12 protein-coding genes and 1 tRNA gene are annotated in these 13,604 nt (G+C 59.5%); 8 read left to right on the forward strand and 5 right to left on the reverse strand.

The features are described 5' to 3' along the window. Positions 1-141: 141 nt before the first annotated feature. The 3 genes from KVH01_RS26240 to KVH01_RS26250 form a co-directional block, all read right to left on the reverse strand. A complete protein-coding gene (locus tag KVH01_RS26240) occupies positions 142-1,668 on the reverse strand; it encodes a M91 family zinc metallopeptidase (protein WP_217883431.1) in 1,527 nt (508 codons plus the stop codon). Positions 1,669-1,790: 122 nt separating this feature from the next. Continuing rightward, positions 1,791-3,293 carry a M91 family zinc metallopeptidase gene (locus KVH01_RS26245; RefSeq protein ID WP_217883432.1) on the reverse strand — a complete coding sequence of 501 codons (1,503 nt, stop codon included), beginning with the start codon at positions 3,291-3,293 and terminating at the stop codon, positions 1,791-1,793. Between the two features lie 168 nt (positions 3,294-3,461). After that, a complete protein-coding gene (locus KVH01_RS26250; RefSeq protein WP_217883433.1) occupies positions 3,462-4,367 on the reverse strand; it encodes an AraC family transcriptional regulator in 906 nt (301 codons plus the stop codon). Between the two features lie 103 nt (positions 4,368-4,470). On the opposite strand from KVH01_RS26250, the gene KVH01_RS26255 reads away from it, so the two are divergent. The 6 genes from KVH01_RS26255 (at position 4,471) to KVH01_RS26280 (ending at position 9,198) form a co-directional block, all read left to right on the forward strand. Then, positions 4,471-5,031: a carboxymuconolactone decarboxylase family protein gene (locus KVH01_RS26255; protein WP_217883434.1), complete on the forward strand. Its 561-nt coding sequence runs from the start codon at positions 4,471-4,473 to the stop codon at positions 5,029-5,031. Between the two features lie 40 nt (positions 5,032-5,071). Continuing rightward, positions 5,072-6,133, forward strand: coding sequence for an acyl-CoA dehydrogenase family protein (locus KVH01_RS26260; RefSeq protein ID WP_217883436.1), 1,062 nt, complete (start codon positions 5,072-5,074; stop codon positions 6,131-6,133). Then, complete coding sequence (locus KVH01_RS26265) at positions 6,130-6,933, forward strand: ABC transporter ATP-binding protein (protein WP_217883437.1); 804 nt, start codon at positions 6,130-6,132, stop codon at positions 6,931-6,933. Before KVH01_RS26260 ends, KVH01_RS26265 begins: the two co-directional genes overlap by 4 nt. Beyond that, positions 6,920-8,119, forward strand: coding sequence for an ABC transporter substrate-binding protein (locus KVH01_RS26270; protein ID WP_217883439.1), 1,200 nt, complete (start codon positions 6,920-6,922; stop codon positions 8,117-8,119). The genes KVH01_RS26265 and KVH01_RS26270 overlap by 14 nt, the downstream gene beginning before the upstream one ends. A gap of 17 nt (positions 8,120-8,136) precedes the next feature. Further along, positions 8,137-8,886: an ABC transporter permease gene (locus tag KVH01_RS26275; protein ID WP_217883471.1), complete on the forward strand. Its 750-nt coding sequence runs from the start codon at positions 8,137-8,139 to the stop codon at positions 8,884-8,886. A gap of 117 nt (positions 8,887-9,003) precedes the next feature. Next, positions 9,004-9,198 (forward strand): hypothetical protein, encoded by a 195-nt coding sequence (locus KVH01_RS26280; protein WP_217883440.1) that lies wholly within the window; start codon positions 9,004-9,006, stop codon positions 9,196-9,198. A 1-nt stretch (position 9,199) separates the two neighbouring features. Here KVH01_RS26280 and KVH01_RS26285 read toward each other — a convergent pair whose 3' ends face one another. Continuing rightward, positions 9,200-9,580: a fe2+ zn2+ uptake regulation protein gene (locus KVH01_RS26285; protein ID WP_217883441.1), complete on the reverse strand. Its 381-nt coding sequence runs from the start codon at positions 9,578-9,580 to the stop codon at positions 9,200-9,202. A 235-nt stretch (positions 9,581-9,815) separates the two neighbouring features. Here KVH01_RS26285 and pvdQ point away from each other — a divergent pair, with 235 nt between their 5' ends. Beyond that, a complete protein-coding gene (pvdQ, locus tag KVH01_RS26290; RefSeq protein WP_217883442.1) occupies positions 9,816-12,095 on the forward strand; it encodes a bifunctional acylase PvdQ in 2,280 nt (759 codons plus the stop codon). 213 nt (positions 12,096-12,308) lie between these two features. Next, positions 12,309-12,382 (forward strand) — tRNA-Cys (locus KVH01_RS26295). A gap of 242 nt (positions 12,383-12,624) precedes the next feature. Here KVH01_RS26295 and KVH01_RS26300 read toward each other — a convergent pair. After that, positions 12,625-13,587 carry a bifunctional GNAT family N-acetyltransferase/nucleoside diphosphate kinase regulator gene (locus KVH01_RS26300; protein ID WP_217883444.1) on the reverse strand — a complete coding sequence of 321 codons (963 nt, stop codon included), beginning with the start codon at positions 13,585-13,587 and terminating at the stop codon, positions 12,625-12,627. Between the last annotated feature and the right edge of the window lie 17 nt (positions 13,588-13,604).

Genomic DNA, 13,604 nt, shown 5'->3' on the forward strand with positions numbered 1-13,604 from the left:
CTTCGTCGGGCTATCGGCTTGGCAAGGAGGAGCTTTAGGCACCAGTGTATAAGGGAAGGAGTGCTGACGCAGGCGCGTGGCGTCAGCAACCCCCCTGCGCACACATTCTTGAGGCAGGGTGGCCAGCGCTGCCGTGGCACCTCAGGCGCCGTTGCCCTGGTCGCTGAGGTCAAAGTTGTAGAACTTTCTCAACGGCTTACCCATCTCTTCGTTCAACGCGTTTTCAGTGAATGGCTTGGGATTGATTGTGTCTGGAGGCGTTGAGGGGTCGTTGTCGAAATCGAAGGGGGTTGCACCGCTGCGGCGCCCTATGGCTTGAAGCTCGTCATTGCTGACAAGGTTCCACGCTCCCGACTCCAATTGTTCGATACTTTCACCTGCCAGGAAGGTACCGGTTGCGCCATTGTAGGCATGGGCAATCTCATGGAAGAGTCCAGTGACGGGGACCATCGTATTGGTGCGGTCGGCACTTTCCAGAATAGACGGATGGGCGTAGAAAAGACGCGCCTGATCGGCGCGGGAGCCGGGTACGCCATCCTTGATCACGCCCAGCCTGGTGTCGTCAATCGTGGCGCGAACCTGGGGGGCCATGTTGTCCAGTTCGGTGCTGCCAAACAGGTAGGCGGTCTCGCTGCCGCCGCCCTGTTCGATGCTGACTGTGCCGCCATTGAGAGCCGCCAGTTCATCCATCTTGCCCAGGGCTTGCTGGCCTATGGGTGAACTGCGAAGAAACTCGAAGTCGTCGGCAACCTGCTGTTTGAAACCATGGGTACCGTCCTGCACAGTGAAACCCCGGTCCCCCGCGTTGCTTGGATTCACCTGGGTAAACACCGAACCTTGGGAACGATCGAAATAATCAGTGGCGCCGGCATAGATGCGGTCCTCGGGCCGGTTATTCCAGATAGCGTCATTGCCTTTGCCGGTGTAGAAGCTCGTACGGTCATATCCGACCAGATGGTCATCATCGTTGCCGCCATGTAGCACGTTATGCCCGCTGCCTGCGAAAAGCCGATCCTCATCGTCGCCACCATCGAGGTAGCTCTGCTTGGTCGAGGGGCCAGCTCCGGCGTGAAGGGCATCCTTGCCCTGATTGCCGTACAACACGCTATTGCCGCTTCCACCCATAAGGGTGTCATCGTCTTCGTTGCCCGCGGCATAGCCGAGGCCGCTGCCCAGCCGCAACAAGTCCTTGCCTTTGCCGCCATAGAGCCTGCTCCTGCCGCCGCCGGCCTGAATGTCGTCGTCTCCATCGCCACCTTGAACGTCGAGTGTCAGCTTGACGTCATCGTCGACGACCACTGAATCATTGCCGCCTCTGGTGTCTATCCACAGGGCTTGTCGATGGCCCCCTTCTTGTGTCTCAAACAGGTACGCCTTGCCATTGATGAGAATCTGCAACTTGTCGCCGCGGTAACTGCGCACATGAATATGGTCCGCGTGATCACCGGTTTCTATATACAGCCAGTTACCCATGATCTGCGGGTCTTTGGGGGACGATGAATCCCACTCAATGATCCTGCCGATTTGCGTATCACCGTCGGCATGGAGCAGGTGGGTTCTTCGATCGATGGTGTCGGGCGTCAGATCCGGTGGGGGGTCAAAGGGGGAGGGTTTGGATGGCGCCGCAGGGCTGTAAACTGTAGCCAGGTAAGTCAGGGGGAACAGCATGAGGTCATCCTCTCGTTGACTCAGGGAGAAAGTCTGAATGCGCCTCAGGGGCGCCATTGTGTGAAGGGGCCGGGGGGCAATCAAGCCCCCGGTTGCTACGTGCAATACCCGGATCGAATGCCTTACATGCCGATGCTGTCTTTATGGTAATTAGGCCTTGAAGGGGTGCCCATTTCTTCATACAAGCCGTTCTCGGTGAAATGCCTGGGATTGTCGTCGGTCAAACCCACGGCCTGGCGTTCGAAGTTATTCACCGGGTTTGTTCCACTCGATCGTGAAGCTTCCAAGGTCTCGCCTGGCAGGAACGTCCCGGTGGCGCCGTTGTAGGCGTGGGCAAGCTCGTGGAAGAGCACGCTAATGGGCGGCAGCAGGTGGGTGTGTTGACTGTTTTCCGCGATCTGTGCCGGGTCGTAATAGATCACCCCGCGATTGGCGCGCGAACCGCCAACGCCATTTTTCATTTCTCCAAAGGCCGCACCGTCAAGGTTTTGCGCTTGCTGCTCTGTCAGGTTATCCAGTTCAGTACTGTCGAATTCGTAATGGGAACCGTCCTGGCTGATCGGGGCAATGCTGACTTTGCCGTGATTAAGCGCCGCGAGTGCATCCATTTCAGTGAGTGCCTGCTGACCGATAGGTGAGCTGCGCAGGAACTCCAGGTCGTCTGCCACTCGCTGTCTGAAATCTTCATTTTCCTGCTCGGTTGATTCGACTGACTCCAACAGCGTGAAACCTCGCATGCCTGCGTCGCTGGGCTTGACCTCGGTGAATGTCGAACCGCTGGTGCGTTCGAAGTCATCACCGGCGTTGCCATAGATTCGATCCCCGGGCCGGTTATTCCAGATGCTGTCCTGGCCCTTGCCGGTATAGTAGGTCGTGCGACCAGCACCCATGAAAACATCATCGCCATTGCCACCGTGGGCCACCGTTTGCCCGCTACCCGAGAGCAGCGCATCGTCGTCGTTTCCACCGTCCATGTAGGTCTGTTTGGCTTCGGGGCCGAAACCGCCAATGAGCAGGTCCTTGCCGTTGTTACCGTACATCGCGGCATTGCCGCTGCCGCCGATCAGCGTGTCGTCATCGTCGTTGCCCTCTGCATAGCCAAGGCCGCTGCCCAGGCGCATGACATCCCGGCCCTTGCCGCCGTAGAGGCTGGTCCTGCCACCGCCTGCTTGCAGGTAGTCGTCGTCATCACCACCTTCTACCGTCGCCCGCAGTTTGACGTCGTCATCGATGATTACCGAGTCACGGCCGCCTTTGGTCGCGATCAGCAGACTTTGCTCAGGCCCTTGGGGTGGCGTTATCGAAAAGAAGTAGGCCTTGTCGTTGATGAGTATTCGCAGCCTGTCGCCAGGCCAGCTGTCTACGTGGATGTGATCGGGGCTGGCGCCAGTCTCCACCATGAGGTAGTTACGCTTGATCGTGGGGACATCGGAGCTCGGGTCCCATACGAGCAGCCGCGAGATCCTGACCTCACCCTCGTTGTGCAGTGTGAGCAGCCGGTGGTTATACACGCCAGGCTCCAGGTCCGGTGGCGGGTCATAAAACGATGGGGCAGAGTGGCTGGCGGGCGCACTGGATCTGGAGTTTGTGTAGGTTGTGGCGAGATACGCCAGGGGAAATAGCATGTGCGCGTTCTCCATGGTTGCGCGTTACGAAAACCTGACTACCTGTCAGGTTCCCATTGAGTGACGTGGGCAGGGTAATGGTTCCAGTGGGCTCTACAGAGGGTAATTCTGTATATGTCCCTGAATGCGCGCAGCTGCGATTCCCGGCAGGCCCATGCCGATAGGCGGCTAGACCTGCGCCCTGCGATAAGCACCAGGCTGTTGCCCGGTGACTTTATGAAAGGCGCGGGTAAACGCGGCCACCGACTGATACCCCACCGCCAGGGAGGCTTCAGCTACGGTTTGGTCGGCCTTGAGCAATTGGCAGGCATGGCGCATGCGGATCATTAACAGCACTTGGCCGGGTGACTGCCCGCACAGTTCATTGAAGCGCTTGAAGAACGCCGAGCGTGACAACCCGGTGCAGGCCGCCATGCTTTCCAGGCTCCAGGGCTCACCCGGCCGCGCGATCAACTGTTCCAGCAGGTGTGCAAACGCAGGCGCACGGCCCAGCGCTGCCAAGCCGCCGAGGCCGGTGTTATCGATTACCTGCTGACGCAGTACATACAGGAACAGCAGATGACACAGGCGTTCGAGCAGCGCAGAGGAGGGGGCAGGTGCCCGGGCACATTCTTGCAGGATCAGCTCGAACAAGTTGCGTGCCGCGGTAAGCGACGGGTCGCCCGCCCGCAGGATAATCCAGGTGGGCAGGGTATCGACAATCAGCGTCGACAGGCCGGATTGAAAGTGAAAGAAACCGCAGACTAATCCCACACCGTCCGTGGCGTTGCTGTCCAGGGCCTGCATCGGACGGCGCGGGCACTCCTGGGCGCCGGCTGCCGTGGCTTCCCCGGACAGTCGATAAGCAAAGTCGCGCAACAGAAACACCGCGTCACCATTATTCAAGTGCTGAGGCGTTGGATCACCGTCGATATGCAGCCAGCATTCACCCTGCACGATCAAATGGAAGCTCGCCTGGGCCAGGCCGTGGGTGCTTGCGTGCCAGTCGCCACAATAGCGACCCACGTGAAACAGACTGGTGTTGAGTTCGAGGCTATCTAATAACCAGTCGACAAGAGCATTGGACGAATTCATCTAATGGAAAGACTCAAGAGCAAGTAATCGCTACTTTAGCCTATTGAGCGATTTTTTTAGAACCAACAGACTGGAGCATTAGATCCCACCAGGAGACCACGCCATGTCCCGCGTACCGTTACTGACCCTCGAAACCGCCCCGGAAGCGGCCAGGCCCTTCCTTGAAAACGCGCTGAAAGGCTCGGGTTTTATCCCGAATCTGCTGGGCGTCCTGGCCAACGCACCGGCTGCGCTTGAGACCTATATCACCGTCTCCGGCTTGAACGCCAAGGCAGAACTGAGCCTGGCCGACCGTGAAGTGGTGCAACTGATTGCCGCCACCAGCCATGGCTGCGATTTCTGCGTGGCCGGTCACACCGCCGTGGCGCGCAACAAAGCCAAGCTGCCTGAAGACGTGATCGAGGCCTTGCGCCGGCGCGGTGAGCTACCGGACGCTCGCTATGAGACACTCGCCGCTTTTACCCGGGAAGTGATCGCCACTCGTGGTGATGTCAGTGATGCCGGCTTTGAGGCGTTCCGCGCTGCGGGCTACACCGATGGCCACGCGCTGGAAGTCATCTTGGGCGTCAGTCTGGCAACCCTGTGCAACTTCGCCAACGTGTTTGCCCGCACCCCGCTGAACCCGGAGCTGGCGCAATACCGTTGGGAAAAACCGGCAAGCTGAAGCGGCCTTGGTCCACCTGCTGTAATAAGGAGATACATGAATGCTTGACCCAATCTTGAGCCGTTGGCTCGATGTTCAAGCGCAGGCCCTGGACGTGGGCAGTTGCGATCCACAGGAAGTGCTGCCACGCCTGGCAGAGGCCAATATTCTGAAAATCGGCGTGCCCACCCAACTGGGTGGCCTGGGCGGTGATGTGGCAGGTGCGGTCGAGGCCATTGCCAATGTTGCCAGTCATTCCCTGGCGGCTGCGTTTGTATGCTGGGGCCAGCGCTCGTTTATCGAGTATTTGTTGCAGAGCCCGAATGAACGGTTGCGCGAGCAACTGATGCCGGACCTGCTCAGTGGCAAGTTGGCCGGGGCAACCGGGCTGTCGAATGCAATGAAGTTCATATCGGGCATCGAGGCGTTGCAGATCAGCGCCGAGCCCAACGAGCATGGGTGGACGCTCAATGGTCGCTTGCATTGGGTGACTAACCTGCGCAAGAACGGCTTTGTCGCGGCAGCGGCCATTGAGCATGCGGGAGGCGGCACGCCGTTTATCCTGGCAATCCCGGATTCGGTGGCAGGCTTGCAGCGTTCCCGCGACCTGGAGCTGCTCGGGCTGCAATCAAGCAATACCGCTGCGCTTGGCCTGGAAGGCGTGGAGTTGAGCCGCGACTGGTTGCTGCATGAAGATGCGCGCAAGTTCCTGCCAGCGGTGCGCCCGGCGTTCCTGGGTTTGCAGTGCGGCATGTCGATTGGCCTGGCCCGACGTTCGCTGGCCGAGGTGGCCCACCACTTGGGTGCCAGTCGCACGGTATTGCGCGAAGAGTTGGAAGCGTTGCGCGTGACGCTGGATCACCTGGTCACCGAGCTCAAGACTGGCCTGCTGGCCGGGCGCTTTGCCGCCGATCCGGTGCCCTTGTTCAAGCTGCGTATCGCCCTGGCCGAAACCGCCGCCGGCGCCGTGCAGCTTGAACTGCAAGCCAGCGGTGGCAAGGCGTACCTGACCGCACATGGCAGCGGCTTTGCCCGGCGCTGGCGCGAATCGGCGTTCGTGCCGATTGTGACGCCAAGCCTGGTGCAACTGCGTACCGAGTTGCATCGCCAGGGTCATCTATGAGCCAGGCGGTCATGACGGCCCAGGGAGTTTGCCTGGGGTATGCCAGCGGGCCGGTGCTGCAAGGCTTCGACTTGCAGCTGCAGCCGGGCGAAGTGGTATCGATCCTCGGTCCCAGCGGTGTGGGAAAATCCAGCCTGTTGCGCGTGCTTGCCGGTTTGCAAGTGGCCCAGGCTGGCAGTGTGCAGGTCTTGGGCGAGCCACTGCGCGGTCCCCATCCCAGGGTGGCGGTGGCGTTTCAAGACCCGAGCCTGTTGCCATGGTTGAACCTGGAAAAGAATGTGGCGTTCGGCCTGGATTTCGCCCGCCAGCCGCACCTGACCTCGGAAGAGCGGCGCCACCGCGTCGACCATGCGATTGCCGCCGTTGGCCTGGAACATGCGCGGCAACAGTTCCCTGCGCAGCTGTCCGGCGGCATGGCTCAGCGTACCGCGCTGGCGCGCTGCCTGGCGCGCCAGCCCCAGGTGTTGCTTCTCGACGAGCCCTTCGGTGCGCTGGATGAAGTGACCCGCGCCGATATGCAGCACCTGTTGCTCAAGGTCAATCGCGAACAAGGTTCGGCGGCGGTATTGATCACCCACGATATCGATGAGGCGCTGCTGCTGTCCGACCGCATTCTGCTCCTGGGAGACCGCCCGGCGCGGACCCTGGGCGAATGGCATATTGACCTGCCACAACCACGAGATGAACAGGTCGAGGCCATCGGCGCGCTGCGTATCGATATTCTTAAAACCTTACGGCAGGCGAGCCGCACTCAACCCAACCCCTTGGAACAACAGGAGCTTAGCCATGTGTCTGGATGACTTGACCCACTCGCGCCGTGACTTCCTCAAACTGTCTGCCGTGCTCAGTGCTGCCGGCGCCTTGCCGCTGCTGAGCAGCCTGCAGGCCCGTGCCGCCAATGAACCTGACGCGCCAGTACGCATCGGTTACCTGCCGATCACCGACGCCACGCCGCTGCTGGTTGCGCACAATAATGGCCTGTTCGAAGCCGAAGGCATCAACGCTGAACGCCCGGTACTGCTACGTAGTTGGGCCCAGGTGATCGAGGCATTTATTTCGGGCCAGGTCAACGTGATCCACCTGCTGTCGCCGATGACCGTGTGGGCGCGCTACGGCAGCAAGGTGCCAGCCAAGGTCGTGGCGTGGAACCATGTCGGCGGTTCGGGCTTGACCGTATCGCCAGGTATCACCGATGTGAAGCAATTGGGCGGCAAGTCGGTGGCTATTCCGTTCTGGTATTCGATCCATAACGTGGTGGTGCAGCAACTGTTCCGCGACAACGGCCTCACGCCGGTGAGCCGTGGAACCGGCAGCGCGATTGCCGCCAATGAAGTCAACCTGATCGTATTGCCGCCTTCGGACATGCCGCCAGCGCTGGCCAGCAAGCGCATCGACGGCTATATCGTCGCTGAGCCGTTCAATGCCCTGGCGGAAAACCTGAAGGTCGGTCGCGTGCAGCGCTTTACCGGCGATGTATGGCGCAACCACGCGTGCTGCGTGGTGTTCATGCACGAGCATGACCTCACCAACCGCCCGGAATGGTCGCAGAAGGTGGTGAACGCCATCGTCAAGGCCCAGGTGTGGACACGGGACAACCGCGAAGAAGCGGTGAAGTTGTTGTCCAAGGACGGCCCGAACCGTTACACGCCCCATGCCGAACCGGTGTTGAGCAAAGTCCTGGCCCCGGCGGCCAGCGATCGCGCCGGCTACCTCGCGGACGGTGCGATCCAGCACGCCAATTGGGACGAACACCGCATCGACTTCCAGCCTTACCCGTTCCCTAGCTATACCGAGGAACTGGTCAAGCGCCTGAAGGACACCCTGATCGAAGGCGACAAGAAATTTATCGCCGACCTCGATCCGGCCTTCGTTGCCAAGGATCTGGTGGACGACCGTTTCGTCCGTCATGCGATCGAAGCAGTGGGCGGCATGAAGACGTTCGGCTTGGCCGACGGTTATGAGCGGCACGAGGAGATTGGCGTTTGAACAACGGCAAAACCGGCGTGTGGCCAGGTTGGTTGCTCGGTATCAGTGGCTTGGCAGGCTTGTTGGTGTTGTGGTGGCTGGGGGTGAGGGTGTTTGGCGATGCCGACGGTCTGTCGGCGCGCTTTTCCCTGGCGTCCACCGCCAGCAGCCTATGGGAATTGTTTGGGCGCAGCGAGTTGTATCTGCATATCGCGGTGAGCCTCAAGCGTATCGTTGTAGGGTTGTTCCTGGCGCTGTTGGTGGGCGTACCCTTGGGGCTGCTGGTAGGCAGTTCGCGTAACCTGGAGGCGGCGACTACACCGGCCTTCCAGTTTCTGCGGATGATCTCGCCACTGTCCTGGATGCCTATCGTGGTGATGCTGATGGGGGTAGGGGACCAGCCCATCTACTTCCTGCTGGCCTTCGCTGCCCTATGGCCGATCATGCTCAACACCGCAGCTGGCGTGCGGCAGCTGGACCCGCGCTGGTTGCAGTTGAGTAAAAGCTTGAGTGCCACACGTTGGGAAACGCTGCGCCGGGTCATCATTCCGGGCGTGGTCGGGCATGTGCTGACTGGCGTGCGCCTGGCAATTGGCATCTTGTGGATCGTACTGGTGCCATGCGAAATGCTTGGGGTCAGTGCAGGGCTTGGGTATTACATCCTCGATACCCGCGACCGCCTGGCCTACTCTGAATTGATGGCGATGGTGGTGTTGATCGGGTTGCTGGGGTTTGCACTGGATGCGTTTGCGCGATGGTTGCATCAGCGATGGGTGCACGCGAGTTAAACGCCAGGGGAGCCAAAGCGAATCATCGGCTGTAACATAACCCTCCCTGTAGGATGGGGCTTGCTCCCGCCTACGGGGAAGTAATCTTGTTACATATCCAAGGTCCAGGAACCCGTCATGACCCAAAAGCAACGCTTGAAATATTCGATTCTGATTTCCCTGATAGTGCTGGCGTCGATGTTTGGCCTGTCCTACCTGCAGAATATCGGGGTGATCAGCGAAAAAACCTTCCAGTACCTGGCCATTGCGATTGCCGTGGTGGTCGTGGTGATCAACGGCATCATGCGCCGCAAGGTCAAGCCCAACTTCTGAGTCAGGCCCGACCCTCGAGCACTTTGGCAGCCTCTTCATGGAGGCTGTAGCTCTTGTCGGCATTCAACGTGATCACGCCCTCGCTGCACAGACGCTTGAGCACCTCACGCACACTGAGAAACGACAACGGGATGCCCAGCTCCAGCAAATGGCTGTGCACACCCCGCACCCCAAGGCTGCGCTGGTTGTCGGCAGCGGTGAGGAGGGCGTCGATGACCTTCAGCCGAATCAGGCTGGTGCGCAAACCGAAACACTTGAGCAAATGGCGAATGCGCTGGTTGCCCTGCTGTTCGGGTACTTTGCCGAACGCTTGTGTGTTACTGCCGAAGCGGGTTTCGGTAGTCGGTGAATGTCCGTCCATGGGCACTTGCGGGTTATACATGCATAAACTCCTTGTCAGAGCCTTATCAGGAAAAAGATGGCGCTCTTAGTAATAAGACGAACGAGTGGCGAAAATCATCAAAGATGGATGTAGAAAATTTGTCGGTATCGGATTGGACACACCTCGACCACCACTGATAATCGTCTCTGCCGACTAAATTCATCCTGGCTATTCGCGTCCTTACAGTGGGGTAACCATCCCTCGTAAGGGTGTCTAATTTGACTGTGGAGTCGGCGTGATTATTTCCAACGGGTTATCCAGGGTAGGCGTGGCAGGGCTGTTGCTGGGGTTGAGCCTGGCCGCATCGGCACGGGAACAGGTAACGCAGGCGTCGGCGGATATCCGGCGTACCAGTTATGGTGTGCCGCATATTCGCGCTAACGATGAGCGTGGCTTGGGAGTCGGTATCGGGTACGCCTATGCCCAGGACAACTTGTGCCTGCTGGCTAATGAGGTAGTGACGGTCAATGGCGAGCGCGCCAGGTTTTTCGGCCCCGAACAAGCCACCCTGGAAGAGCGCAACAACCTCGCCAGCGATGTGTTCTTCGCCTGGCTGAACAACCCCGAAGCGGTAGCCAGCTTCTGGAAAGCACAAACCCCCGAGCTGCAACAGCGCATCCAGGGCTATGTGGCCGGCTATAACCGTTATCTCAAGGAGCATGGCGCCCCGGCACAATGCCAGGCAGCCTGGGTTCGGCCGTTGGTGGTTGAAGATCTTGTGAAGTTGACCCGCAGGCTATTGGCGGAAGGGGGTGTCGGCCAATTCGCCGAAGCGTTGGTGGGGGCCACACCACCCCAAGCCATTGCCGGTGTGCAACCCAGCGCTAAAGCCTTTGAACTGGCCTCCGCCAACCAGCAGCGCTTCACCCTGGACCGAGGCAGCAACGCCGTCGCCGTCGGCCGTGACCGTTCCTTCAATGGCCGTGGCATGTTGCTGGCTAACCCGCACTTTCCCTGGGTAGGCGGCATGCGCTTTTATGAGATGCACCTGACCATTCCCGGCCAGTTGGATGTGATGGGCGCTGCGCTGCCGGGCCTGCCGGTGGTTAACATCGGCTTCAACCAGCACGTGGCGTGGACTCATACGGTGGACACGTCCAAGCATTTCACCCTGTTCCGCCTGACCCTCGACCCCAAGGACGCAACCCGCTACCTGCTGGACGGCAAGTCCATCCCCCTGGACAAGACGACTGTGACGGTACAGGTCAAGCAGGCCGACGGCAGCCTCAATGACGTGACCCATACGGTCTACAGTTCGCAGTTCGGCCCCGTGGTGCAATGGCCCGGCAAGCTCGACTGGGACAGCCACTACGCCTTCAGCTTGCGCGACGCCAACCTGGGTAACGACCGGGTGCTGCAACAGTGGTACGCCATGAACCGCGCCGGCAGCCTCAAGGAACTGCAAACCTCGGTACACACGCTGCAAGGCATTCCCTGGGTCAACACCCTGGCTGCCGATGACCAGGGACAAAGCCTGTACATGAACCTGTCGGTGGTGCCCAACGTCAGCGCCGCCAAGCTCGCCCAATGCAGCGACCCGCGGGCCGGCCTGCAAATGATCATGCTCGACGGCGCCCACAGCGCCTGCGCCTGGGACATCGACCCGCGTGCCGCCCAGGCCGGTATCTTCCCCGCTGATCAATTGCCCCAACTGCAACGCACCGACTATGTGCAACACTCCAACGACTCCGCCTGGATGGCCAACCCCAAGGCGCCGCTGACAGGCTTCTCGCCGGTGATCAGCCAGGACAACATCGGCCTCGGTCCACGCGCCCGATTCGCGATCCAACGCCTGCAATCCCTGGACAAACAACCCATCAGTGTCGCGGACCTGCAAAGTATGGTCATGGACAACCAGGTGTACCTGGCGGGCCAGGTCATGCCCGACCTGCTGGCGTTCTGCGCCAAACACCTGGGCGCCGACGCCGCTGCGCTACAACCGCTGTGTGCCAGCCTGAAAGACTGGGACCAGCACGCCAACCTCGATAGCGGCGTGGGCCTGGTGCACTTCATCAACCTGATGCAGCACCTGCAGCAAATCCCCGACGCCTGGCGCGTGGCCTTCGACCCGGCCCGCCCTCTGACCACCCCAACCGGCCTCGCCATCGACCGCGCCCCCGTTGCCAAGGCCCTGCGAGAAGCCATGCTGGCCTCCAGTGCAGAGATCAACAAACTTGGATTGAAACGCTGGGGGGATATCCAGGTTGCCGGGCAAACCCCCATCCACGGTGGCCCGCAGGAACTGGGTATCTACAACGCCATGCAAACCGTGCCCCGCGCCGACGGCAAACGCGAAGTGGTCAGCGGCACCAGCTACCTGCAAATCGTCACCTTCGACGACAAAGGCCCAAACGCGATAGGCGTGCTGGCGTTCTCCGAGTCCAGCAACCCTGCGTCCAACTATTCAAAGGACCAGACTCAAGCCTTCTCCGAGAAAAAACTGCGCCCACTGCCGTTCACTGACGCCCAGATCAAGGCCGATGCGCAGTACCAGGTCCAGACAGTGAAGGAGTAGGGCAGGCGTGCAACCCCTTGATGCCAAGGCAGAATATTTTTTGAAATCAAGGGGTTGCAGGCATAGGCAAATGAGTACATAATGGCGCCCATCGAACGCAATGAAGCATTAAAAACTTCAATGTATTCAATGAGTTAGAGTAGAGGCAGCTTCACATAGCCCACTCAAGTTTGTATGCGGTGAATGTCAGAAGCAAGGGCATTGATCGTTTGAGGCCGAGTAGCAAAATGGTTATGCAGCGGATTGCAAATCCGCCTACGCCGGTTCGATTCCGACCTCGGCCTCCACTCTTGGAAACCCCGTAGATTAACGTCTACGGGGTTTTTTATTGGCTAATGCTTTTCATGAACTCGCCCTCGCTGTCGTTGGCTTCTATAAGAATGCCACCGTGGCGCGTAGACACCCCGGCTTGGGCGAGCCCATCCAATTACCCTTGACCCTGCAACGGGCCGCTCAGGCACGGAAAGCGAGGCGCCGTCCTTTGGGGAGTCCTCGCGTCTGATGGGCGAATACTGAGCACAAGGCGCAATTATAAGTGGAAGTGGCCCGCAGCCTCCGGCTGGTAAAGCACTTTCTTGATCTCAATCCGGCGGGTCCGATCAGAAATTCGCCACTCGATGGCGTCCCCCTCCTGATAACCAAGGATGGCGGCGCCTATGTCGGAATACACGGAATGCTTCCCTGCGTTGTTGTCCGCGTCTTCAGGGTAGACCAAGGCCACTTCGAACTCTTCGTCGTCCAGTTGCAGCAACGCCCTAGAGTTCATCGTGATGACATTACACGCCACCTGCTGCGGCTTGACGACAATGGCTCGCTCAAGCTCATGTTCGAGTTCAACAACCGCCGGGCCTTGCTCGAAAGCGATTAGTTCCTCGAGCCTGGCCTTGTCGATTTCAGTGATGTAAATCCTAGCGGAGTCGCCACCGGCTCCTTCGCGCAAGAACTGGAAATAGCGGGCCGCCGTCATGGAAAACGACTTCAATGTCGGCGTTTCGCTCTCAAGCATAAAGCCGCTGCGCAGAAAGGCTTTCAGGGAGCGCGAGTTGTCCGGGTGGATCTTGGCGATGAGTTTCTCGGCCCGCATGTCGAGGAAGGCCAGTTTCATGCCTTCGCGGATCGTACGGGCGCCTAGGTTTCGGCCCCATTTGTCGCTGTCTCCGATGACCAGGACTATCTCGCAATTTGAATCGGTCTTGACCAGACGGACAAAGCCCACCGGGGCGTCATGCCGGTCATAGGCCATAAAGAATCTGCCGTCCCGGTTGAATAGATGGGTCAGGATCGGCAACTGAGTCCGATCAACGGCTTGCTCGATGGAGCGGGAGACATGACGCGAATCGCTCAGGTAGCAGGTGACGCGCTCATCCTCTAACCAATTCATCAATGTCAGTGCATGCGCCCGAGTAATTTCAGGACACAGCGAAATGAAAGGCTTGTTCATCTTAACCACACTTATTTTTAAAGGATTGAAGCCCTTCATGGATATGGTCATGGCGGTTCTTCGGCAAC

The organism is Pseudomonas khavaziana (assembly GCF_019145205.1).
GTDB classification, from domain to species: Bacteria; Pseudomonadota; Gammaproteobacteria; order Pseudomonadales; family Pseudomonadaceae; genus Aquipseudomonas; species Aquipseudomonas khavaziana.

Bases quoted from the DNA above. Each gene is read 5' to 3' on its own strand.
- KVH01_RS26240 (WP_217883431.1), bottom strand. From the start codon at position 1,668: ATGCTGTTCCCCCTGACTTACCTGGCTACAGTTTACAGCCCTGCGGCG.
- KVH01_RS26245 (WP_217883432.1), bottom strand. From the start codon at position 3,293: ATGCTATTTCCCCTGGCGTATCTCGCCACAACCTACACAAACTCCAGA.
- KVH01_RS26250 (WP_217883433.1), bottom strand. From the start codon at position 4,367: ATGAATTCGTCCAATGCTCTTGTCGACTGGTTATTAGATAGCCTCGAA.
- KVH01_RS26255 (WP_217883434.1), top strand. From the start codon at position 4,471: ATGTCCCGCGTACCGTTACTGACCCTCGAAACCGCCCCGGAAGCGGCC.
- KVH01_RS26260 (WP_217883436.1), top strand. From the start codon at position 5,072: ATGCTTGACCCAATCTTGAGCCGTTGGCTCGATGTTCAAGCGCAGGCC.
- KVH01_RS26265 (WP_217883437.1), top strand. From the start codon at position 6,130: ATGAGCCAGGCGGTCATGACGGCCCAGGGAGTTTGCCTGGGGTATGCC.
- KVH01_RS26270 (WP_217883439.1), top strand. From the start codon at position 6,920: ATGTGTCTGGATGACTTGACCCACTCGCGCCGTGACTTCCTCAAACTG.
- KVH01_RS26280 (WP_217883440.1), top strand. From the start codon at position 9,004: ATGACCCAAAAGCAACGCTTGAAATATTCGATTCTGATTTCCCTGATA.
- KVH01_RS26285 (WP_217883441.1), bottom strand. From the start codon at position 9,580: ATGTATAACCCGCAAGTGCCCATGGACGGACATTCACCGACTACCGAA.
- KVH01_RS26300 (WP_217883444.1), bottom strand. From the start codon at position 13,587: ATGACCATATCCATGAAGGGCTTCAATCCTTTAAAAATAAGTGTGGTT.